The sequence below is a fragment of the Streptomyces sp. NPDC000075 genome, assembly GCF_040301925.1.
In the GTDB taxonomy this organism is placed as follows: Bacteria; Actinomycetota; Actinomycetes; order Streptomycetales; family Streptomycetaceae; genus Streptomyces; species Streptomyces polychromogenes.
The window spans coordinates 24,563-45,957 of record NZ_JBEPFL010000035.1 but is presented as its reverse complement, the minus strand read 5'-3'; the positions used below and the strand labels follow the sequence as shown (position 1 = coordinate 45,957).

Sequence of the window (21,395 nt, the reverse complement as noted above, 5' to 3'; positions counted from 1 at the left end):
GAATCTGAGACACGTCACCGGGAAACGGCCCGGAAGCAGACGTAAACGGATGGAATGAGGCAGACGGACATGCGCGCGATCGTCGTGAACGAGTGGGGCGGCCCGGAGAACCTGGTCGAGCGGGAGATCGACCGGCCCGAGCCCGGTCCGGGCGAGGTCCTCGTCCGGGTCCACGCGGCCGGCGTGAACCCGGTCGACTGGAAGACGCGGGCCAGCGGGGCCCTGATCGCCTGGGGCGAGACCCCGATCGTGGGCTGGGACGTGTCCGGCACCGTCGAGGCGGTCCACCCCGGCGTCACCCTCTTCGCCCCCGGTGACGAGGTGTACGGCATGCCGCACTTCCCGCGCCAGGCGGGCGGCTACGCCGAGTACGCGGTCGCCCCGGCGCGGCAGCTGGCGGCGAAGCCCGCCTCGCTGAGCCACGTCGAGGCCGCGGCCCTGCCGCTGGCCGCGCTGACCGCCTGGCAGGCGCTGGTGGACACCGCGGACGTGCGCCCCGGCGAGCGGGTCCTGGTGCACGCGGCCGCCGGCGGCGTCGGGCACCTGGCGGTGCAGATCGCCAAGGCGCGCGGGGCGTACGTGATCGGCACGGCCAGCGCGGGCAAGCACGAGCTGCTGCGCTCGCTCGGCGCGGACGAGGTCGTGGACTACCGGGCGGTGGCCTTCGAGGACGTCGTCTCGGACGTGGACGTGGTCCTGGACGGCCTCGGCGGCGAGATCGCCGAGCGCTCCCTGTCGGTGCTCCGCGAGGGCGGCCGGCTGATCACCCTGCCCGGCCCGGACGACGTCCCGGCCGACACCCGCGGCTTCCGCGCGGACTGGGTGCTGGTCGAGCCCGACCGGCTGGGGCTGCGCGAGATCGCGGCACTGGCCGACGGCGGCGCGCTGAAGCCGCTCGTGGAGGCGGTGCTGCCGCTGGAGCGGGCCGCCGAGGCCCACGAGCTCGGCGAGCGCGGCCGGACCACCGGCAAGATCGTCCTGTCGGTGGTCTGAGCCGCCGGACGCCGGATCAGCCGGCGGCCGTGGCGGCGGTGGCCCGGGTGGTCGTGGCGATGGTGGCGGAGCCGACCACGCGGGTGCCGTCGTAGAGCACGATCGCCTGGCCGGGCGCGACGCCCCGGACCGGCTCGCTGAAGCGGACGCGCAGCTCGCCGTCCACGACCTCGGCGAAGACCTCCGTCTCGCCGCCGTGGGCGCGCAGCTGTGCGGTGTAGGTGCCGGCGGGGGCGGGCGTGGATCCGCACCAGCGGGGGCGGATCGCGGTGAGGGCGGTGACGTCGAGGGCCTCGGCGGGGCCGACGGTGACGGTGTTGTTCACCGGGGAGATGTCGAGGACGTAGCGGGGCTTGCCGTCGGGGGCGGGGTGGCCGATGCGCAGGCCCTTGCGCTGGCCGATGGTGAAGCCGTAGGCCCCGTCGTGGGTGCCGACCTTCTCGCCCGTGGCCTCGTCGACGATGTCGCCCTCGGCCTTGCCGAGGCGCTTGGCGAGGAAGCCCTGGGTGTCGCCGTCGGCGATGAAGCAGATGTCGTGGCTGTCGGGCTTCTTCGCCACCGCGAGGCCCCGGCGCTCGGCCTCGGCGCGGATCTCGTCCTTGGTGGTGACCGTGTCGCCGAGCGGGAAGAGGGCGTGCGCCAGCTGCTTCTCGTCGAGGACGCCGAGGACGTAGGACTGGTCCTTGGCCATGTCGGAGGCGCGGTGCATCTCGCGGGTGCCGTCCTCCTTCTCCACGATGGTCGCGTAGTGGCCCGTGCAGACGGCGTCGAAGCCGAGGGCGAGGGCCTTGTCGAGCAGCGCCGCGAACTTGATCTTCTCGTTGCAGCGCAGGCAGGGGTTGGGCGTGCGCCCGGCCTCGTACTCGGCGACGAAGTCCTCGACGACGTCCTCGCGGAAGCGCTCGGCGAGGTCCCAGCAGTAGAAGGGGATGCCGATGACGTCGGCGGCGCGGCGGGCGTCGCGGGAGTCCTCGATCGTGCAGCAGCCGCGGGCGCCGGTCCGGAAGGACTGCGGGTTCGCGGAGAGCGCCAGGTGGACGCCCGTGACGTCGTGCCCGGCCTCGACCGCGCGCGCGGCGGCGACGGCGGAGTCCACACCGCCGGACATGGCGGCGAGGACGCGGAGGGGGCGGGCGGTGCGCGGCAGGTTCTCAGTCATAGCGCCTTCCAGGGTACGGGGAACCGCGCGGGGTCACAGCGCGTTATCGGCGGTGGGGGGTGGATCACATGACCGAGAAGGGGAAGGGCCGGACCCGGCGGGCGGTGCTCTTCGGCGGGCTGGGGGTGCTCGCGGTGGGGGCGCTGGCGGCGCAGGAGGAGATCAGGCGGGCCTGGTGGCTGCTGCCGGGGGTGAGCAAGCCGCGCCGCGAGGGCGAGGTGGACCACCCGGGGGTGGGGTGGACGGCGGCGTCCCCGGCGAACTGGCGGATGGCGGACCGGCCGGACGACTACCGGGTGGACCGGATCGTCGTCCATGTCACACAGGGGGACTTCGCCTCGTCGGTGGACGCGTTCAAGAACCCGTTCCACAAGGCGTCGGCGCACTACATAGTCCGCCGGGACGGGCATGTGGAGCAGATGGTGCGCGAGCTGGACGTCGCCTTCCACGCGGGGAACCGTTCCATGAACGAGCGCAGTGTCGGCATCGAGCACGAGGGGTTCGTCGACCGGCCGCAGGACTTCACGGACGCGATGTACGCGGCGTCGGCGCGGCTGGCGGCGGACGTCAGCCGGAGGTACCGCATACCCGTGGACCGCAAGCACTTCCTGGGGCACTCGGAGGTCCCGGGCACCGACCACACCGACCCGGGGCCGCACTGGGACTGGGACCGCTACCTGCGGATGGTCCGGGAGGAGCTCTCCCGGACCGCCCCGGAGAAGACCGTCTAGCTGAGGCCGGCCGTGCGGGCCCTGGCGACGGCCGGGCCGATGGCCGCCGCCACCGCCGCGACGTCCTCCTTGGTGGAGGTGTGCCCGAGGGAGAAGCGCAGGGTGCCCCGGGCCAGCTGGGGGTCGGTCCCCGTCGCGAGCAGGACGTGGCTGGGCTGGGCGACGCCCGCGGTGCAGGCGGAGCCGGTCGAGCACTCGATGCCCTGGGCGTCCAGGAGCAGCAGCAGCGAGTCCCCCTCGCAGCCGGGGAAGCTGAAGTGGGCGTTGGCCGGGAGCCGGTCCTCGGGGTCGCCGCCGAGGACGGCGTCGGGGACGGCCGCGAGGACGGCGGCGATCAGCTCGTCGCGCAGCGCGCCGATCTCGGCGGCGAACCGCTCGCGCCGCTCGGCGGCGAGCACGGCCGCCACCGAGAAGGCGGCGATGGCGGGCACGTCGAGGGTGCCGGAGCGGACGTGCCGCTCCTGGCCGCCGCCGTGCAGGACGGGGACGGGGGTCTGGTCGCGGCCGAGGAGCAGGGCGCCGATGCCGTAGGGGCCGCCGATCTTGTGGCCGCTGAGGGTCATGGCGGCGAGGCCGCTGTCGCCGAAGCGGACGTCGAGCTGTCCGACGGCCTGGACGGCGTCGGAGTGCAGCGGGATGCCGTGCTCCCGGGCGATGGCCGAGAGTTCGCGGACCGGCATGACGGTGCCGATCTCGTTGTTGGCCCACATGACGGTGGCCAGGGCGACGGTGGCGGGGTCGCGCTCGACGGCCGCCCGGAAGACCTCGGGGCGGACGCGGCCGTGGTGGTCGACGGGGAGGTACTCGACGTCGGCCCCTTCGTGCTCGGCGAGCCAGTGGACGGCGTCGAGCACGGCGTGGTGCTCGACGGGGCTGGCGAGGATCCGGGTGCGGGCCGGGTCGGCGTCGCGGCGGGCCCAGTAGAGGCCCTTGACGGCGAGGTTGTCGGCCTCGGTGCCGCCCGCGGTGAAGACCACCTCGCTGGGGCGGGCTCCGAGCGCTTCGGCGAGGGCCTCACGGGCCTCCTCGACGGTGCGGCGGGCGCGGCGGCCGGCGGCGTGCAGGGAGGAGGCGTTACCGGTGGCGGCGAACTGCGCGGTCATCGCCGCGGCGGCTTCCGGGAGCATCGGTGTGGTCGCGGCGTGGTCGAGGTAGGCCATGATTTTTTGATTCTACGAGCCACCCCCACCGGCGGGTCCCGTCCGGGTCGGCTACCGGCCGGTTCTGGCGGACCGAGGCCGGGCCCCGGGGCGCCGCGCGGGCCCGCCGTCTCCCCCCGGGGACGGCGGACCCCCGGCGTCAGGGGGTGTTGCGAAAGTCCTGTGTGGTGCCCGCGGTGTCCGGTGCGTGCTCTCGGCGTGCCGGGCGAAGGCCCTCGTACTGGGCGTACTCGGGGCTTCGGCCGGTGCGGCGAGAGTGCGTGCCGGGCGCCGTGGGCGCCGTGCGGGACTTTCGCAACACCCCCTAGCGCGGGGCCCGCGCCAGCTGGCGGGACTGGGCCACCAGGCGGTCGGCGGAGTCCCAGACCTCCGCGTCCTCCTCCAGGAAGCCGCCCGCCAGGTTGCGGGTGACGATGCCCACGCGGAGCGGGCCGGGGGCCGGGCGGTGGCGGATGTGGGTGGTCAGTTCGACCGTCGGGGCCCAGCCCAGGAGGCCGAGGTCGAAGGCGGTCGGGGGCAGGGCGTCCACCGCGAGGAGCAGGGACAGGGGGTCCGCGTCGCGGCCGTCGGCCAGCTCGAACCAGGCCCGCATCTCCCCCTTGCCCGACGGCGCTCCGACGGCCCAGCCCGCCGTGGCCGGGTCCAGCCGCAGCCGGAGGCGGTCGACGATGGCGTTGCTGCCCGGGATCGGGGCGGGGCCGGCCTCGGGGCCGAGGCAGTCCTCGTAGGCCGGCATCACGGGCGGCCGGGCCACCGTGTGGACGCTGTCGGGGAGCGCGGCGAGGTCCCCGTACGAGGCGAGGACGCGGATGCGCTCGACCTCCGCGCCGCTCTCGTCGTACTGGAAGAGCGAGGCCTGGCCGGTGGAGAGGGTGCGGCCGACCCTGACGACCTCGGTGCGGATCACGGCGGGGCCGGGCACGGAGGAGGTCAGGTAGTGGGCGGAGACGGTGAAGGGGTCCGGGTGCGGCAGGGCCGCGGACAGGGCCCGGCCGACCAGGGCCAGCAGGTAGCCGCCGTTGACGGCGGTGATGATCGTCCAGCCGGCGGAGAGCTCCGCGTCGTACACCCCGGGCTCGCCCGCGCGGGGCGTGATGGTGGTGTCGCGGTCGAATTCGCTGTCGCCGATGGATGCCTTGGCCGCTGCATGTGACATGGAAACGAGGTTACCCGCGGAAGCTACTAAGCGGTAGCTTTTGTTTTGGGGAGGGAGGGCCTAGGGTTCTTCGGCCACCGAGGAGCGGCGGTTCCAGGCCAGTGGGGCGCGCCAGTGGTACTGCATCGCCAGGATGCGCAGGACGAAGGTGGTGACGATCGCGAGGGCGGTCGTCAGGGCGTTGAGGACGTCGAAGCTGATGAAGAGGGCGATCATCGAGGCGCCCACGACGGCGGGGACGGCGTACATCTCGCGGTCGCGGAGCAGGGAGGGGACCTCGTTGGCGAGGACGTCGCGCAGGACGCCGCCGCCGACGGCGGTGGCCACGCCGAGGGCCGCGGAGGAGGTCAGGCCGAGTCCGTACTCGTAGGCCTTGGTGGTGCCGGACACGCAGAACAGGCCGAGGCCGGCGGCGTCACAGACGTTGATCGCCCGGTTGATGCGCTGCACCTCGGGGTGGAGGAAGAAGACGAGCGCGGCGGCGAGCAGGGGCGTCACGAAGAAGCTGAGCTCGCTGAAGGCGGCGGGCGGTACCGCGCCGATGCAGAGGTCGCGGAAGAGGCCGCCGCCGAGGGCGGTGACGAGGGCGAGTACGGCGATGCCGAAGACGTCGAAGTTCTTGCGGACCGCGAGGAGGGCGCCGGCGAGGGCGAAGACGAAGATGCCCGCGAGGTCCAGGGCGTGCTGGATGCCGGGCGGGAAGAGATCGTGGAGCACGTCTCATTGTCACCTGGGGCGTCGGGCCCTGCGGCCAGCGGTTGCGCGCGCCGGTGGCGGGCGGGGCGGGGTCGGGGGTTCCGCTGCGCGGAGCCGTCTCCCCGCCCCGCCCTCATCCGTTCTCGCCTCAAACGCCGGCGGGGCTGAAAGACCCTGGGGGTCAGGCGTCGGTGGGGGTGGAGGTGGCCGGGGTGGGCGTCTCCGCGTTCTCCGGGTGGTGGCAGGCGACCTCGTGGCCCGTTTTCAGGGGGACCAGGGGCGGGTCCTGGGTCTTGCAGATCTCCGTCGCCTTCCAGCAGCGGGTGTGGAAGCGGCAGCCGGCCGGCGGGGAGATCGGGGAGGGGACGTCGCCCTTGAGCAGGATGCGGCCGCTCTTGGCCCCCCGCCGGCGCGGGTCCGGGACGGGGACGGCGGAGAGCAGGGCGTTCGTGTACGGGTGCATCGGGGACTCGTACAGCGACTTGCGGTCGGCCAGCTCCACGATCTTGCCGAGGTACATCACCGCGATGCGGTCCGAAACGTGCCGGATGACCGACAGGTCGTGCGCGATGATCACGTACGTGAGGCCCAGCTCCTGCTGGAGGTCGTCCAGCAGGTTGACCACCTGGGCCTGGATCGACACGTCCAGCGCCGAGACCGGCTCGTCCGCGACGACGAGCTTGGGCTTGAGGGCCAGGGCGCGGGCGATGCCGATGCGCTGGCGCTGGCCGCCCGAGAACTCGTGCGGGTAGCGGTTGTAGTGCTCCGGGTTCAGGCCGACCAGGGACAGCAGGCGCTGGACCTCCGCCTTGACCCCGCCCTCCGGGGTGACCCCCTGGAGGTTGAAGGGCGCCGAGACGATCGCGCCGACCGTGTGGCGGGGGTTCAGGGAGCCGTACGGGTCCTGGAAGATCATCTGCACGTCGCGGCGCAGCGGGCGCATCTGGGAGACGCCCAGGTGCGTGATGTCCTGGCCCTCGAACTCGATGCGGCCGCCGGTGGGCTCCAGCAGGCGGGTGATGAGGCGGCCCATCGTCGACTTGCCGCAGCCGGACTCGCCGACGACGCCGAGGGTCTCACCGCGCCGGACCTCGAAGTCGATCCCGTCGACGGCCTTGACGGCCCCGGTCTGGCGGCGCAGCAGCCCCTTGTTGATGGGGAAGTGCTTGACCAGGCCGGACACCTTCAGGAGGGTCTCCGCCCCGGAGGGCTTGTTCATGTCGGTCACAGCTTCGGCGCAATCTCTTCGGTCCAGATCCGGGTCCGCTCCTCCTGCGACATGTGGCAGGCGGACCAGTGCCGGCTGCCGTCCTCGGTCAGCTCGGGGCGCTGGGTGCGGGTGATGCCGCCCTTGGGCACGTCGGCGTAGGGGCACCGGGGGTTGAAGGCGCAGCCGCTCGGGATGTTGATGAGGCTGGGCGGCGAGCCCTTGACCGGGATCAGCCGGTCGGTCTGGTCGCGGTCGATGCGCGGCATGGAGCCGAGCAGGCCCCAGGTGTAGGGGTGCCGGGGCTCGTAGAAGACCTTCTCGGCGGAGCCGCGCTCGACGCAGCGGCCGCCGTACATCACGAGGAGGTCGTCGGCCATCTCGGCGACCACGCCGAGGTCGTGCGTGATCATGATGACCGCGGAGCCGAACTCCTTCTGCAGGTCGCGGATCAGGTCGAGGATCTGCGCCTGGACGGTGACGTCGAGGGCGGTGGTCGGCTCGTCCGCGATGAGCAGCTCGGGGTTGTTGACCAGGGCCATCGCGATCATGGCGCGCTGGCGCATACCGCCGGAGAACTCGTGCGGGTAGGCGTCCACGCGCCGGTGGGGCTCGGGGATGCCGACGCGGTCGAGCATCTCGACGGCGCGGGTGCGGGCCGTCTTCTTGTCGACGTCGTGGTGGGTCCGGTACGCCTCGACGATCTGCTTGCCGACCGAGTAGTACGGGTGCATCGCGGACAGCGGGTCCTGGAAGACCATCGCCATCTTGCGGCCGCGCAGCCGGCGGACGTGGTCGGCGTCGGCGGAGACGAGCTCCTCGCCGTCGAGGACGACCTCGCCCGAGATGTGCGGGCGGCTGCGGGCGTTGCCGGTGCGGTGCAGGCCCATGATGGCCAGCGAGGTGACGGACTTGCCGGAGCCGGACTCGCCCACGATGCCGAGGGTCTTGCCGCGTTCGAGGTCGAAGGAGAGGCCGTCGACGGACTTCACGAGGCCGTCGTCGGTGGGGAAGTGCACCTTCAGGTCGCGCACGGACAGGAAGGGGGCGCCGTCGCGCGGGGTCCCCTGCTCGGGCACGAAGGCGGGCGCGCCGTTGTTCTGGTTCTCGGTCACGTCAGCCTCACGCGCGGGTCGATGACGGCGTACAGCAGGTCCACGATCAGGTTGGCCAGCACCACGAAGAGCGCGGCGAGCAGGGTGACGCCCATGATCACGGGCAGGTCGCCCTGGCTGATGGCGGCCACGGCCGCCGTTCCCAGGCCCTGGAAGTTGAACGTGGTCTCGGTGAGCACCGCGCCGCCGAGGAGGCCGCCGAGGTCCAGGCCGAACATGGTGACGATCGGCGTGAGGGTGGAGCGCAGGGCGTGCTTGCGGATGACCACGCCCTCCTTGAGGCCCTTGGCGCGGGCGGTGCGGATGTAGTCCTCGCCGAGGACCTCCAGCATGGTCGCCCGGGTGATGCGGGCGTAGGTCGCGGCGAAGAGGAAGGCGAGGGTGACCCAGGGCAGGATCAGGCTGTTGAGCCAGGCCAGCGGATCCTCGGTCAGGGGTTTGTAGTTGGAGACGTCCAGCCAGCCGAGGCTGTAGACGAAGATCGCGGGGGCGACCATGCCGGTGAAGAAGATCGGCAGGGAGACGCCGGCGAGGGCACCGACCATGACCGTCCGGTCGACGGCGGTCCTGCGTTTGAGGGCCGAGACGACACCGGTGGCCACGCCCGCGATCACCCAGATGACCGCCGCGCCGAGGGCGAGCGAGAGGGTGACGGGGATGCGGTCCATCATGGTCTGCCAGACGGGCGCCTCGGTCTTGAAGGAGTAGCCGAAGCACGGCGCCGCGCAGTGCGTGACGCCCGTGCCGCCGTCGTAGTCACGGCCGGCGAAGATTCCCTTGACGAAGAGCAGGTACTGCTCGGAGATCGGCTTGTCGAAGCCCATCTTCACGCGGATGCCCGCCAGGGCGGTCTCGTTGGTCTCGCGTCCGGCGTACATGAGCGCGGGATCGCTGCCGGTCAGCTTCGGGACCGCGAAGAAGATGCCGAAGGTGACCACGGAGACCACCAGCAGCGTGGCGGCGACGTTGAACAGCCGCCGTATGAGGTAGACGAGCACTGCAGTCGGCCGCCCGGCGCGGGTGGCCGCCGCCCCTCGTGGGGGTCGGCGGCCACCGCCTGCGGCCTTCACCTGCCCTTCGGACTAGCGCATGTGCGGTGAAGGCACTTGCCTGTGGTGTTACGTGGTACGTGACGACTCGGGCCGGGGGCCGGCCGGTGTTACTGCTTGATGCCCACGGTGGCGAGGTCGATCTTGCCGAAGGACTCGTTGAAGTAGACGTTCGTCAGGCGCGGGTTGTGGTACACGAGCGCCTTGTCGAAGTTGATCGGGAGGTAGAGCGCCTTCTCCATGACCTTCTGGTTGATCTGCGTGTAGAAGGGCGCGGCCTCTTCCGGAGACTTGGTGGCGGCCGTCTTGAAGAGGCCGTTGATCTCCGGGTCGTTGATCATCGTGTAGTTGTTGTTGCCGTTGGGCAGGATGAACGATCCGTCGACCAGCGGCTGGAGGAAGCCCGAGCCGGAGTTGTAGTCGGCGCCCCAGCCCATGACGATGATGCCGTAGTTCTTCTTCTTCACGTTCTCGGGCGAACCGATCACGGAGGAGTTGAGCTTGCCGTCGTACTGGTCGATCGTCGCCTTGATGCCGACCTTGGCGAGCGAGGCCTGGAGGGACTCGGCCGTCTTCACCTCGGGCGCCTTGTTGTTGCGCACCGCGATGGTGGTCTCGAAGCCGCCTTCCTTGCCACAGGCCTTGAGGGCCTCCTTGGCCTTGGCCTCCTGCGGCTTGCCCTTCGTCAGACCGAACGGGTCGTAGCTCTTGTCCGAGCCGGGGACGCCGGGCGGCAGCATGTTCGCGCCGAGGTCACCGCTGGTCGGGCCGCCGCGGGCGGTCTGCAGGGACTTCGGGTCGGCCGCGTAGATGACGGCCTTGCGGCACTCGATGTTGTCGAACGGCGCGACCGTGGTCGGGAAGGCGAAGTAGCGGATGTAGCCCGTGAAGGGGTTGTCCGCGTTCTTCTTGAGGTTCGCGTCCTTGAGGATCTTGTTCTTGGCGGCCTGCTGCACACCGGTGCCGTCGATGGCGAGGTCGATGTCGCCGGAGAGCAGGCGCTGGTCCATGTCGTCCGGGTTGGTGGTCACCGTGAAGGAGACCTTGTCCGGCAGGCCCTTGCGGATCGGGTCCGTCTTCGGGTCCCAGTTCTCGTTGCGGACGAAGGTCGCGCCCTTGCCGGCGGTGAAGCTCTCCACCTTGTACGGGCCGGTGGAGACCGGCTTGTTGGTGTAGGTGGCGCCCGTGTCCTTGCTCGCCTGGACGGGCGAGGAGGTCGGCATGGCCAGCAGGTAGCTGAAGTCGGCGTTGGCGCTCGCCAGGTTGAAGACGATCGTCTTGTCGTCCGGCGTCTGGACGGACTGCAGGCCCAGCTTGTCCGGGGCGGTGTCCTTGTACGGGCCGGGGTACTTCTGGCCCTGGTCGAGGACGTCGATCAGGTAGGTCGGGCCGCCGGACAGCACGTCCTGCGCGAAGACGCGCTCGATGCCGTACTTGACGTCCTTCGAGGTGATCGGCGTGCCGTCCTCGAACTTCACCCCGTCCTTGAGCTTCAGGGTGTACGTCTTGCCGTCGTTGGTGACGACCGGCAGGGCCTCGGCGAGGTCCGGGACGGCCTTGGTGCCGTCCTTGCCGGGCTTCGCGTCGTAGGCGAGCAGGCTGCGGACGTACAGGCGCTGCATGTCCCAGACGAAGCCGTAGTAGGCGCGCTGCGGGTCGAGGTAGTCGACGTCCTGGGGGGACCAGAGCTTGAGCTCGCCGCCCTTGGCGTCGGAGGCGTTGATCACGCCTTCCGCGGCACCGCTGTAGCCCTTGCCGCTCTCGGCGGCGTCCGCCTTGTCGTCCTTCTTGTCCCCGCCGCCACCGCACGCGGCGGTCATCGACAGGGCGGCGATCACGGCGGCGATCGCGAGGGCCTGCTTTCTGCGGATCACGGTTGTCCAACCTCCATAGGTGGTGAATCGAAGAAGCGGTTCAGCTGCCCTTGGGGTCGAGTGCGTCACGCAGCCCGTCCCCGAAGAGGTTGAACGCCAGGACGGTGATGAAGATCGTCATACCGGGGACCACCATGTACATGGGGTCGTCCTGGTAGATGGGGACGGCGTCGGAGAGCATCTTTCCCCAGGACGAGGTGGGGGGCTTGACGCCGGCGCCCAGGAAGCTGAGGGCCGCTTCCGTCAGGATGTTGGTCGGGATGATCAGCGTGGTGTAGACGAGGATCGGCGCGACCAGGTTCGGCATCAGCTCCTTGACGAGGATGTAGCCACGGCCGGCGCCGAGACTGCGCGCCGCCTCGACGTACTCGCGCTCCCGCAGGGAGATCGTCTGGCCGCGGACGATGCGTCCGATGTAGGGCCAGCCGAAGAAGCCGATGACGAGGATCAGTACGCCCATCCGCACGCCCGAACCCTCGAAGCCCCAGACGGAGTTGGGGACGACGGAGACCAGGGCGATGGTGAACAGCAGCTGCGGGAAGGCCAGCAGCAGGTCCATGAGGCGGCTGATGACCCCGTCGACCCAGCCGCCGATGAAGCCGGCGAGGGCGCCCAGGAAGCTGCCGAGGACCACCGAGACGAAGGCGGCCAGGAAGGCGACGATCAGGGAGATGCGGGCGCCGTAGACGATCCGGCTGAAGACGTCGCGGCCGTTGGTCGGCTCGACGCCCAGCAGGTGGTCGCCGCTGATGCCGCCCCAGGAGCCGAGCGGCGTGCCCAGGTCGGGGTCGATCAGGTCCTCGTGGAACTCGTTGGGGTCGTGGCCCAGCAGGCTCACGATCAGCGGCGCGAAGATCGCTACCAGGATCAGGAAGATCACGACCACACCGCCGGTCAGCGCGACCTTGTCGCGCTTGAGCCGCATCCAGGCGATGCGTCCGGGCGAGCGGCCTTCGATGGCCTTGGCAGGGACGTCGGCTACGGACACGGGTGCGGGCGTTTCCGCGCTCGTGTCGTGCAGTGGTGCCGTCATCGTGGTGGGGACCCCTCTCGGCCGACGGGTGGTCGGCCCATGCCCGCCGCTGTGGCGGCGTTGGTGCGGAGTGGCGCTCGGAGTGCTCTGGACACGGTGGAACGCGGACGGATATGCGCCGGTATGTGCGTGAGTACTGCGAGAACTGCGGGAGGTGCGGGAAGTGCAGGGTGACGCGCGGGGAACGCGAGAACTGCGGCCGTGCGGACGTGCGGGCGGTGCTGTGCGGAACGGCAAGCGGAGTACGCGTACCGAACCGGGTCCCGGAGGACTGACCGGCTCTTGGGTGGGGAGTCTTCATCGGGCGCTCGACCAGCCGCCAGACCCGCAGATGAAAGGATGCGCAACCGTGATCTGAGGCTTGAGTTCCCGTTATCCGGACTCCGCTCGCGGCTCAGCGGAGCAAGACCGTCCGTTCGGTACGCAAACGGACATGGCGCCCAACTCTACGGAGGAGCATGCCAATTGGACGCCCAAGACGGTACGGATCCGGACAAGGCGAAGGCCGCCGGGAACGATGGTTCCCGACGGCCGGAGGTCGTCTCGGACGGCCCGTCTCATGGTGCGGGCATACCCTGAAATGTCCCTGTAACGAGGTCGGTGTTCGGCCCCGGGCCCCGTGGGCGGCGGCTCAGTAGGCGGCCGCCTGCCCCTCGCGGTCGTAGAAGGGCCGGGTCTGGGCGCGCAGCCACATGGCCACCGGGTCGTGCTCGTCGGCCAGTGCGACCGTGCACACCGGAACGCCCTCGGGCACCACGCCGACCGACTGGCGCATCATCTCCCGGACGGACTCCAGCGCGGGCGCGGAGGCGTCGTAGAGGTCGAGCCCCACCGCGAGGTACGCCGACCCCAGCGCGGGCTGCACCCAGGCGCGGCGCAGCGACCGGACGGCGGGCGTGCGGTGCGCGTGCTGGGTCAGCAGGCCGTAGAACTGCGGGAGCTCCAGGGCGGGCTCGGACAGCCGCAGCGGGCCCGCCGGCATCCGGTCCAGGCCCGTCGCGACCCGGCGCAGGTCCGCCCAGGGGATGCCGAGGCCGCCGCCCTGGGCGTGCGGGTTGACCCACAGGCCCCAGCGGTCGGGGTAGAGGGCGCGGGCGATGTCCCGGCCGGTCACCACCTCGTAGCCGCGGTTCCAGCCGCTGGCGGCCAGCTCCTGCGGGGAGGTCACGCAGGGCGCGTAGCCGAGGCCGTCGACCTCCATGCCGCCGTACTGGGCGTCCGGTGAGCCCGGCTGCCCCTGCCAGAGCAGCATCCACAGCCGGCCCTCGGTGAGGGCGTGCAGGAATGACTCGTAGTTCTCATAGCGCCCGGGAGTCACCTGGCGCAGCATGTGCTCGACCTGCCCGGCCGCGGCCGTGCCTGACGCACTCACCCGGGTACCCCTCTTCGTCTTCGTCCGCCCGTCGTCTCCACGTCCCGAACAGCTTAAGCGTCGCTACGCGAGGTAGAAGGGGCGCACGCGCTCACGAATCCAGTCCGTGACCGGGTCCTCGGCGGCCTCCAGCAGGATCAACTGCACGGGCCAGGGGGCCGGTACGCGGGCCAGGGCGCGGCCGAGCGCCTCCAGCGGGGCGGTCCGGGATCCGGAGTCCCATCCCACCAGCCGGACACCGATGTAGAGCTCGGGGTCCTTGCCCTCGACGCTGGCCAGGCAGCGGTGCGCGGCGGAGACGACTCCGGTGGCGCGGAACTCGTCGGCGGCGGCGGTGAGGAAGTCGACGGGGTCGTCCTGCCAGTCGGGCTCGAAGAGCCGGACGCGGGCGCCGCTGGCGGGGCCGTCGAGCTCGGTGCGGCCGGCGCGGCAGAGCGCCGCGACGGCGGCGGGGGGCAGGGGGACGCCGACGGCGCCCTCGGGGTTCACGGCGATGCCGAGCTGCGGGGGCAGGCCGCGGGCGAACTCCACGGCGGGGGCGATCGCGAAGTCCATGGCGGGGCCGGCGGCGAAGCGGAACTGGGCCTCGGAGCTGTAGACGGGGACGTACGCCTCGCCGGCGATCAGCATGGTGGGGAGGTCGAGGGAGGTGCTGTCGGGGCCGCCGCCCTGGGGAAGCGGGATCCAGACCTGGCTGCGGCCGAGGACCTCCAGGATGCGGGGGCCGGCGTCGGGCTGTCCCAGGGCCGTTCCGAGCACCTGCTCCAACTCGTTCGCCGGCCAGCCGTTGCCGTGCATGTGCCCCTGCCTTTGTGTGCGTGTCCCGCCGATGTCGCCCCGAGGCTATCCGGTCGCCCGCCGGGGGTGGGGTGCCGGTCGGCCGGTGCCGGGTGCGGGCTGCCGCTGCGCGGAGCCGTCTCCCCGCCCCGCCCTTTCACCGTTCCCTGGGGGCTCCGCCCCCAGACCCCCGCGCCTCAAACGCCGGCGGGGCTGAGATCAGCCCCGCGCAGCGGCAGCCGGTGGCGGGTCAGGGTGTGAAGGTGATCTCCGTCAGTGTTGCCGCCGCCGGGCGGTCCAGGAGGGTGGTCGAGGCGCAGCCCCTCGGGGAGTGGCCCGACTCGGCCGCCGAGAGCAGGCGGGTCACCGCCGCGCGGTGGCGGGCGAAGGCGTACGCCGAGACCCCGCGGCCGCGGGACTCCTGCCCGGCGAGGGCCTCCTGCGGGGTCGCGTCCAGCAGGAGCAGGTGGAGCCGGCGCCCGCGCCGCCGGGCGGAGGCCGCCAGGAGGGCCCGGACCCAGGTCTGGGTGCCGCAGTCGTGGACGACCAGAGAGGCGCCGGAGCGCAGCTCGCGCCAGAGCGTCCAGTAATGGGACACGCGGACCAGCGGGCGGTACGCCCCGTACGGCAGCGCCGCCGGCATGCGCCGCTCCCAGCGCTCGCGGACGTCCTGGGAGTCGATGCCGCCACCCGGCGCGGCCCGCTTGATGAGGGTGCTCTTGCCGCCGCCGGGCAGACCGGACACCACCACGATGTCCCCGGCGGTGAAGTTCAGCCGGCGCGGGCCCCGGGCCACCCGTCCGCGCAGGTCGCGGACGGTTCCGGCGGCCGGAGCGGTGCGGGACGCCAGAGGCCGCGCCCGGACCTCGTCCACCGTGCCCGTACCGGTCGCCATTCCGAATCTCCGCACCGTGATCGTCTCCCCCCGAGTCGGGCCGTGAGGGCCCCATGCCCGCTGAATGTAAAGAGACGGTAATCCGGGCGGCCCGGTTCCGGGCGGGCCGTCCGCCACCCGGGACCGCCGGCGCCCGGGGGGCGCGGGCGTTGCGCACGTTCTTCCGGGCCCCACTGCCCGCTTCCGCCCGACCCGTGCAATGATGTGCGCCATCTGGACACCAACTGCATACCGGCCGCTTGAATCCGCGCGGGAGAGTCCCGGCAGGCCGCGAGGCCGCGCCCGGGCGCCGAAGGAGCAAGTTCCTCCCTTGAATCTCTCAGGCCCCGTACCGCGTGGATGAGGCAGATCTGAAAAGCGAGCTGTCCGCAGCTCCACCCAAGGTGCAAGTCGGCGTTCCCCGCGCGGGAACTCCCGGCGAACCTCTCAGGTTCCGATGACAGATGGGGAGGATCGTCCTCGTCATGTCATGCCCTGGGACCCGGGAGCCACACCCATGAGCACTGCCCCCCGCCTGACCGCGCTCGACGCGCTGCACCGTTCGCTCGGTGCGACCATGACCGACTTCGCGGGCTGGGACATGCCGCTGCGCTACGCCAGTGAGCGCGACGAGCACAACGCCGTGCGGACCAAGGCCGGCCTCTTCGACCTCTCCCACATGGGCGAGATCACCCTGACCGGCCCGGAGGCCGTCAAGGCGCTGGACTACGCCCTCGTCGGCAACATCTCCACCGTCGGCGTCGGCCGCGCCCGCTACACGCACATCTGTCAGGAGGACGGCGGGATCCTGGACGACCTGATCGTCTACCGCCTCGGCGAGACCGAGTACATGGTCGTCGCCAACGCCTCCAACGCCCAGGTGGTGCTGGACGCGCTGACCGAGCGCGCGGCCGGCTTCGACACCGAGGTCCGCGACGACCGTGACGCGTACGCGCTGATCGCCGTCCAGGGCCCCGAGTCCCCCGGCATCCTCGCCTCGCTGACCGACGCCGACCTGGACGGCCTGAAGTACTACGCCGGCCTGCCGGGCACCGTCGCGGGCATGCCCGCGCTGATCGCCCGCACCGGCTACACGGGCGAGGACGGCTTCGAGCTGTTCGTCTCCCCCGAGCACGCCGTGGAGCTGTGGCAGGCGCTGACGAAGGCGGGCGAGGGCGCCGGCCTGGTCCCGGCCGGCCTGTCCTGCCGCGACACCCTGCGCCTGGAGGCGGGCATGCCGCTGTACGGGCACGAGCTCACCACCTCCCTCACGCCCTTCGACGCCGGGCTGGGCCGGGTCGTGAAGTTCGAGAAGGAGGGCGACTTCGTCGGCCGCGCCGCCCTGGAGGCCGCCGCCGAGCGCGCCGCCACCAAGGCCCCGCGCAAGCTGGTCGGTCTGGTCGCCGAGGGCCGCCGCGTCCCGCGCGCCGGGTTCTCCGTGGTCGCCGACGGCAAGGTGATCGGTGAGGTCACCTCCGGCGCCCCGTCCCCGACGCTGGGCAAGCCGATCGCGATGGCGTACGTCGACGCGGAGTACGCCGCGCCCGGCGCCTCCGGCGTCGGCGTGGACATTCGCGGTACGCATGAGCCGTACGAGGTCGTGGCCCTGCCGTTCTACAAGCGGCAGAAGTAGCGCCCGTACGCCGTACCGGCCGTCTCACTCCGCAAGACCACTGTTCGTATCCACCGCACCGCATCCAGGAGAATCAGGTCATGAGCAACCCCCAGCAGCTGCGTTACACCAAGGAGCACGAGTGGCTGTCGGACGCCGTCGACGGCGTCGCGACGGTCGGCATCACGGCCTTCGCCGCCGACGCACTCGGTGACGTCGTCTACGCCCAGCTCCCCGAGGTCGGCGACACCGTCACCGAGGGCGAGACCTGCGGCGAGCTGGAGTCGACCAAGTCGGTCAGCGACCTGTACTCCCCCGTCTCCGGTGAGATCGTCGAGTTCAACCAGGACGTCGTGGACGACCCGGCGCTGGTGAACTCCGCCCCGTTCGAGGGTGGCTGGCTGTTCAAGGTGAAGCTCTCGGAGGAGCCCAAGGACGCGCTCTCCTTCGACGAGTACACCGCCCTCACCGCCGGTAACTGACACCCCAGGGGATCCTGATGTCCGTTCTGAACACCCCTCTCCACGAGCTCGACCCCGACGTCGCCGCCGCAGTCGACGCCGAGCTCGTACGCCAGCAGTCCACCCTCGAGATGATCGCGTCGGAGAACTTCGCTCCGGTCGCCGTCATGGAGGCCCAGGGCTCGGTCCTGACCAACAAGTACGCCGAGGGCTACCCGGGCCGCCGCTACTACGGCGGCTGCGAGCACGTCGACGTGGTCGAGCAGATCGCGATCGACCGCATCAAGGCGCTCTTCGGCGCCGAGGCCGCGAACGTCCAGCCGCACTCCGGTGCGCAGGCCAACGCCGCCGCGATGTTCGCGCTGCTGAAGCCGGGCGACACGATCATGGGCCTGAACCTGGCCCACGGCGGTCACCTGACCCACGGCATGAAGATCAACTTCTCGGGCAAGCTCTACAACGTGGTCCCGTACCACGTCGACGAGTCCGGCCAGGTCGACATGGCCGAGGTCGAGCGCCTCGCCAAGGAGTCCAAGCCGCAGCTGATCGTCGCCGGCTGGTCCGCCTACCCGCGCCAGCTGGACTTCGCCGCCTTCCGCCGGATCGCGGACGAGGTCGGCGCGTACCTGATGGTCGACATGGCCCACTTCGCGGGCCTGGTCGCCGCGGGCCTGCACCCGAACCCGGTGCCGCACGCCCACGTGGTCACCACCACCACGCACAAGACCCTCGGCGGTCCGCGCGGCGGTGTCATCCTGTCGACGCAGGAGCTCGCCAAGAAGATCAACTCCGCGGTCTTCCCGGGCCAGCAGGGCGGTCCGCTGGAGCACGTGATCGCGGCCAAGGCCGTCTCCTTCAAGGTCGCGGCCTCGCCCGAGTTCAAGGAGCGCCAGGAGCGCACCCTGGAGGGCGCGAAGATCATCGCCGAGCGCCTGGTCCAGCCGGACGTCACCGAGGTGGGCGTCTCCGTCCTCTCCGGCGGCACCGACGTGCACCTGGTCCTGGTCGACCTGCGCAACTCCGAGCTGGACGGCCAGCAGGCCGAGGACCGGCTCCACGAGATCGGCATCACGGTCAACCGGAACGCCATCCCGAACGACCCCCGCCCGCCGATGGTCACCTCTGGTCTGCGCATCGGTACGCCGGCGCTGGCCACCCGCGGCTTCGGCGCCGAGGACTTCCGCGAGGTCGCCGAGATCATCGCGCAGGCCCTGAAGCCGGCGTTCGACGCGGACGACCTCAAGGCGCGCGTCTCCGCGCTCGCCGCGAAGTTCCCGCTCTACCCGTCGCTCTAGTCACGGGCCAGGAGGGGCCCGGCCTTGTTCCGCACAGGGCCGGGCCCCTTTCTGTCTTCTTCCCCGGCCCCCTCCCCCGCCGGGCACCGGAACGCGAGCTGACTCACGTCCACCGGACCCTTCTGCGAGCAGAAACGTTCATCTCCACGCGTTACGCTCGTCTGCCGGACAAAATCCGCAGATCCCCCGCGCACCACCCCGCTCCACCACACCCCTGCCCTCTCTCCACCCCACGAGCCGACAAGGGAGTCCGCCAGTGGCCATCTCCGTCTTCGATCTCTTCTCCATCGGTATCGGCCCCTCCTCCTCCCACACGGTCGGCCCGATGCGCGCGGCGCGCATGTTCGTGTCCCGCCTGAAGAAGGACGGCGTCCTCGCCCAGACCGCGTCCGTCCGGGCCGAGCTCTTCGGCTCCCTCGGCGCCACCGGCCACGGCCACGGCACCCCCAAGGCGGTCCTGCTGGGCCTGGAGGGCCACTCCCCGCGCACGGTCGACGTGGAGACCGCGGACGACGAGGTCGAGCGGATCCGCCGGACCGGGAAGCTGCGGCTGCTCGGCACCGAGATAGGGGACGTGCACGAGATCGACTTCGACGAGCCGAACCAGCTGATCCTGCACCGCCGCCGCTCGCTGCCCTACCACGCGAACGGCATGACCCTCTTCGCCTACGACGCCTCGGGCGCCCCGCTGCTGGAGAAGACCTACTACTCGGTCGGCGGCGGCTTCGTCGTGGACGAGGACGCGGTCGGCCAGGACCGGATCAAGCTCGACGACACCGTCCTGAAGTACCCCTTCCGCTCCGGCGACGAGATGCTCCGCCTCGCGAACGAGACCGGCCTGTCGATCTCCTCCCTGATGATGGAGAACGAGAAGGCCTGGCGCACGGAGGAGGAGATCCGCGAGGGCCTCCTGGAGATCTGGCGCGTCATGCAGTCCTGCGTCTCGCGCGGCATGTCCCGCGAGGGCATCCTCCCGGGCGGCCTGCGCGTCAAGCGCCGGGCCGCCGCCACGGCGCGCCAGCTGCGCACCGAGGGCGACCCGCTGCTGCACCGCAGCGAGTGGACGACGATCTACGCGATGGCCGTGAACGAGGAGAACGCCGCCGGCGGCCGGGTCGTCACCGCGCCCACCAACGGCGCCGCGGGCGTCCTGCCGGCCGTCCTGCACTACTACGTGAACTTCGTGCCCGGCGCGGACGAGGACGGCGTGGTGCGCTTCCTGCTGGCCGCGGGCGCCATCGGCATGCTCTTCAAGGAGAACGCCTCCATCTCGGGCGCCGAGGTCGGCTGCCAGGGCGAGGTCGGCTCCGCCTGCTCGATGGCGGCGGGCGCCCTGGCCGAGGTGATGGGCGGCTCCCCGGAGCAGGTGGAGAACGCGGCCGAGATCGGCATGGAGCACAACCTGGGCCTGACCTGCGACCCGGTCGGCGGCCTGGTGCAGATCCCGTGCATCGAGCGCAACGGCATGGCGGCCGTCAAGGCCGTCACGGCGGCGCGGATGGCGATGCGCGGCGACGGCAGCCACAAGGTCTCCCTGGACAAGGTCATCAAGACCATGAAGGAGACCGGGGCCGACATGAAGGTCAAGTACAAGGAGACCGCGCGCGGCGGTCTCGCGGTCAACGTCATCGAGTGCTGATCCGAGCACTCTGAGCAGGGGCCCGGCGCGGGTGCGCCGGGCCCCTGCGCGTGTGGGCGAAGAGGGGTCCCACGGCCTGCCCGGGTCGGGACCTTCGGCCCCCCGGCGGGAGGCGGGCGGTGTACTAGCGTGCTGCGGGGGGCGCTGTTACCCCGCGAAGAGAGGCAGCCGCCATGGCCATCACCGAACACCGTGTCCTGCCGCTGCGGCTGGAGGCCGCGCCGCTGCCGGTCCCCCTGGAGGGCGTCTTCGTCTACCGCACGGACCGGCCCTACGAGGTGGCCGTGGAGTTCCGGGGCGGCGGGAGGCGGATCGCCCGCTGGGTCTTCTCGCGGGAGCTGCTGATCGACGGGCAGACCTGCGCCACCGGCGAGGGCGACATACAGGTGTGGCCGCGCTGGAGCGGCACCGAGCCCCGCGTCCTGCTGGCCCTCAGCAACGGAGAGCGCGGCTGTGTGGTCTCCGCCCGGGCGAAGGACCTGCGCGAACTGTGCCGGCGGATGATCGAACTGGTCCCGCGCGGGCAGGAGCGGCGCCACTACGACCTGGACGCCGAGCTGAGCGCCCTGCTGACCTTCTGAGGCCCGCCGGGCCCGCCCGTGCAACCACGGGGGCCCCACGGGTGTCCTACCGGATGACAGTCGGTTCCCGTCTCAGAGGATCGGGGGGACGCCATGCGTCACCACCCGCACCGCCGCCGGATCGTGGCCCTGGCCACGGGCGCCCTGCTGACCGCAGGGCTCGCGCTCGCCGCACCGGCCTCGGCAGCCGCACCGGCCGCCGTCCGCTCCACGACCCCGCTCGTCGTCAACGCCCGGTGGGGCGGTCACTGCACGTACGACCGGATCGTCATCGACCTCCAGGGCTCCGTTCCGCCCTTCACGGTCACTCCCGTCTCCCAGCTGGTCTACGACGGGTCGGGCAAGCCCGTCCCGCTGCCCGGGAAGTACTTCCTGGAGATCCGTCTGCACCCCGCCGCCGGTCACGACGACGCGGGCAACAACGTCTACCAGGGGCCCAGGCTCCAGCAGATCAACCTCAGCAAGCTCAAGGGCCTCGCCCTGACCGGCGACTACGAGGGGTACGTGACCTTCGGCGCCGCCTTCGACACCCAGCCCGCCTACAGCACCTCCGTCCTGCACGCGCCCGAGCGGCTCGTGGTGGACGTCGCGCACCCGAACACCTGCTGACG

The 21,395-nt window shown here is 71.5% G+C and carries 20 protein-coding genes and 1 riboswitch; of the genes, 8 read left to right on the top strand and 12 right to left on the bottom strand.

Annotated features, from left to right (window positions below):
- The first annotated feature begins 54 nt into the window (after nt 1-54).
- Nucleotides 55-993 carry an NADP-dependent oxidoreductase gene (locus tag ABT403_RS31220; protein ID WP_425580263.1) on the top strand — a complete coding sequence of 313 codons (939 nt, stop codon included), beginning with the start codon at nt 55-57 and terminating at the stop codon, nt 991-993.
- 16 nt (nt 994-1,009) lie between these two features.
- On the opposite strand, the gene mnmA is transcribed toward ABT403_RS31220, so the two are convergent.
- Nucleotides 1,010-2,152, bottom strand: coding sequence for a tRNA 2-thiouridine(34) synthase MnmA (gene mnmA, locus ABT403_RS31215; protein ID WP_344165572.1), 1,143 nt, complete (start codon nt 2,150-2,152; stop codon nt 1,010-1,012).
- Nucleotides 2,153-2,220: 68 nt separating this feature from the next.
- Here mnmA and ABT403_RS31210 point away from each other — a divergent pair, with 68 nt between their 5' ends.
- Nucleotides 2,221-2,883 carry an N-acetylmuramoyl-L-alanine amidase gene (locus ABT403_RS31210; RefSeq protein WP_344165569.1) on the top strand — a complete coding sequence of 221 codons (663 nt, stop codon included), beginning with the start codon at nt 2,221-2,223 and terminating at the stop codon, nt 2,881-2,883.
- Here ABT403_RS31210 and ABT403_RS31205 read toward each other — a convergent pair.
- The 11 genes from ABT403_RS31205 to ABT403_RS31155 form a co-directional block, all read right to left on the bottom strand.
- On the bottom strand, nt 2,880-4,043 hold the full coding sequence (locus ABT403_RS31205) for a cysteine desulfurase family protein (protein ID WP_344165566.1): 1,164 nt from the start codon (nt 4,041-4,043) through the stop codon (nt 2,880-2,882). The genes ABT403_RS31210 and ABT403_RS31205 overlap by 4 nt on opposite strands.
- Before the next feature lie 304 nt (nt 4,044-4,347).
- On the bottom strand, nt 4,348-5,199 hold the full coding sequence (locus ABT403_RS31200; protein WP_344165563.1) for a thioesterase family protein: 852 nt from the start codon (nt 5,197-5,199) through the stop codon (nt 4,348-4,350).
- Between the two features lie 60 nt (nt 5,200-5,259).
- Complete coding sequence (locus tag ABT403_RS31195) at nt 5,260-5,916, bottom strand: trimeric intracellular cation channel family protein (RefSeq protein ID WP_344165560.1); 657 nt, start codon at nt 5,914-5,916, stop codon at nt 5,260-5,262.
- A gap of 160 nt (nt 5,917-6,076) precedes the next feature.
- A complete protein-coding gene (locus tag ABT403_RS31190) occupies nt 6,077-7,114 on the bottom strand; it encodes an ABC transporter ATP-binding protein (protein WP_344165557.1) in 1,038 nt (345 codons plus the stop codon).
- A gap of 5 nt (nt 7,115-7,119) precedes the next feature.
- Nucleotides 7,120-8,181, bottom strand: a complete 1,062-nt coding sequence (locus ABT403_RS31185; RefSeq protein WP_344165904.1) for an ABC transporter ATP-binding protein — start codon at nt 8,179-8,181, stop codon at nt 7,120-7,122.
- 32 nt (nt 8,182-8,213) lie between these two features.
- A complete protein-coding gene (locus ABT403_RS31180; protein WP_344165554.1) occupies nt 8,214-9,215 on the bottom strand; it encodes an ABC transporter permease in 1,002 nt (333 codons plus the stop codon).
- A 161-nt stretch (nt 9,216-9,376) separates the two neighbouring features.
- Nucleotides 9,377-11,086 (bottom strand): ABC transporter substrate-binding protein, encoded by a 1,710-nt coding sequence (locus tag ABT403_RS31175; protein WP_344165902.1) that lies wholly within the window; start codon nt 11,084-11,086, stop codon nt 9,377-9,379.
- 94 nt (nt 11,087-11,180) lie between these two features.
- Nucleotides 11,181-12,173, bottom strand: a complete 993-nt coding sequence (locus ABT403_RS31170) for an ABC transporter permease (protein ID WP_344165551.1) — start codon at nt 12,171-12,173, stop codon at nt 11,181-11,183.
- A 631-nt stretch (nt 12,174-12,804) separates the two neighbouring features.
- Nucleotides 12,805-13,545, bottom strand: a complete 741-nt coding sequence (locus tag ABT403_RS31165; RefSeq protein ID WP_344165548.1) for an enhanced serine sensitivity protein SseB C-terminal domain-containing protein — start codon at nt 13,543-13,545, stop codon at nt 12,805-12,807.
- A gap of 63 nt (nt 13,546-13,608) precedes the next feature.
- Entirely contained in the window at nt 13,609-14,343 is a 735-nt protein-coding gene (locus ABT403_RS31160; RefSeq protein WP_344165545.1) for an enhanced serine sensitivity protein SseB, read from the bottom strand.
- Nucleotides 14,344-14,572: 229 nt separating this feature from the next.
- Nucleotides 14,573-15,217 (bottom strand): AAA family ATPase, encoded by a 645-nt coding sequence (locus ABT403_RS31155; protein ID WP_344165542.1) that lies wholly within the window; start codon nt 15,215-15,217, stop codon nt 14,573-14,575.
- A 240-nt stretch (nt 15,218-15,457) separates the two neighbouring features.
- A riboswitch (glycine riboswitch) is annotated at nt 15,458-15,561 on the top strand.
- A 152-nt stretch (nt 15,562-15,713) separates the two neighbouring features.
- Here ABT403_RS31155 and gcvT point away from each other — a divergent pair.
- The 6 genes from gcvT to ABT403_RS31125 all read left to right on the top strand — a co-directional run bounded on the left by gcvT (nt 15,714) and on the right by ABT403_RS31125 (nt 21,393).
- Nucleotides 15,714-16,829: a glycine cleavage system aminomethyltransferase GcvT gene (gcvT, locus tag ABT403_RS31150; protein WP_344165539.1), complete on the top strand. Its 1,116-nt coding sequence runs from the start codon at nt 15,714-15,716 to the stop codon at nt 16,827-16,829.
- An 80-nt stretch (nt 16,830-16,909) separates the two neighbouring features.
- Nucleotides 16,910-17,290, top strand: coding sequence for a glycine cleavage system protein GcvH (gene gcvH, locus ABT403_RS31145; protein ID WP_045949756.1), 381 nt, complete (start codon nt 16,910-16,912; stop codon nt 17,288-17,290).
- Between the two features lie 17 nt (nt 17,291-17,307).
- Nucleotides 17,308-18,564, top strand: a complete 1,257-nt coding sequence (glyA, locus tag ABT403_RS31140; RefSeq protein ID WP_042811644.1) for a serine hydroxymethyltransferase — start codon at nt 17,308-17,310, stop codon at nt 18,562-18,564.
- A gap of 256 nt (nt 18,565-18,820) precedes the next feature.
- A complete protein-coding gene (locus ABT403_RS31135) occupies nt 18,821-20,203 on the top strand; it encodes an L-serine ammonia-lyase (protein WP_344165531.1) in 1,383 nt (460 codons plus the stop codon).
- 173 nt (nt 20,204-20,376) lie between these two features.
- Nucleotides 20,377-20,784 carry an SsgA family sporulation/cell division regulator gene (locus ABT403_RS31130; RefSeq protein ID WP_344165528.1) on the top strand — a complete coding sequence of 136 codons (408 nt, stop codon included), beginning with the start codon at nt 20,377-20,379 and terminating at the stop codon, nt 20,782-20,784.
- 93 nt (nt 20,785-20,877) lie between these two features.
- On the top strand, nt 20,878-21,393 hold the full coding sequence (locus ABT403_RS31125) for an AMIN-like domain-containing (lipo)protein (RefSeq protein WP_344165525.1): 516 nt from the start codon (nt 20,878-20,880) through the stop codon (nt 21,391-21,393).
- The last annotated feature ends 2 nt before the right edge of the window (nt 21,394-21,395 follow it).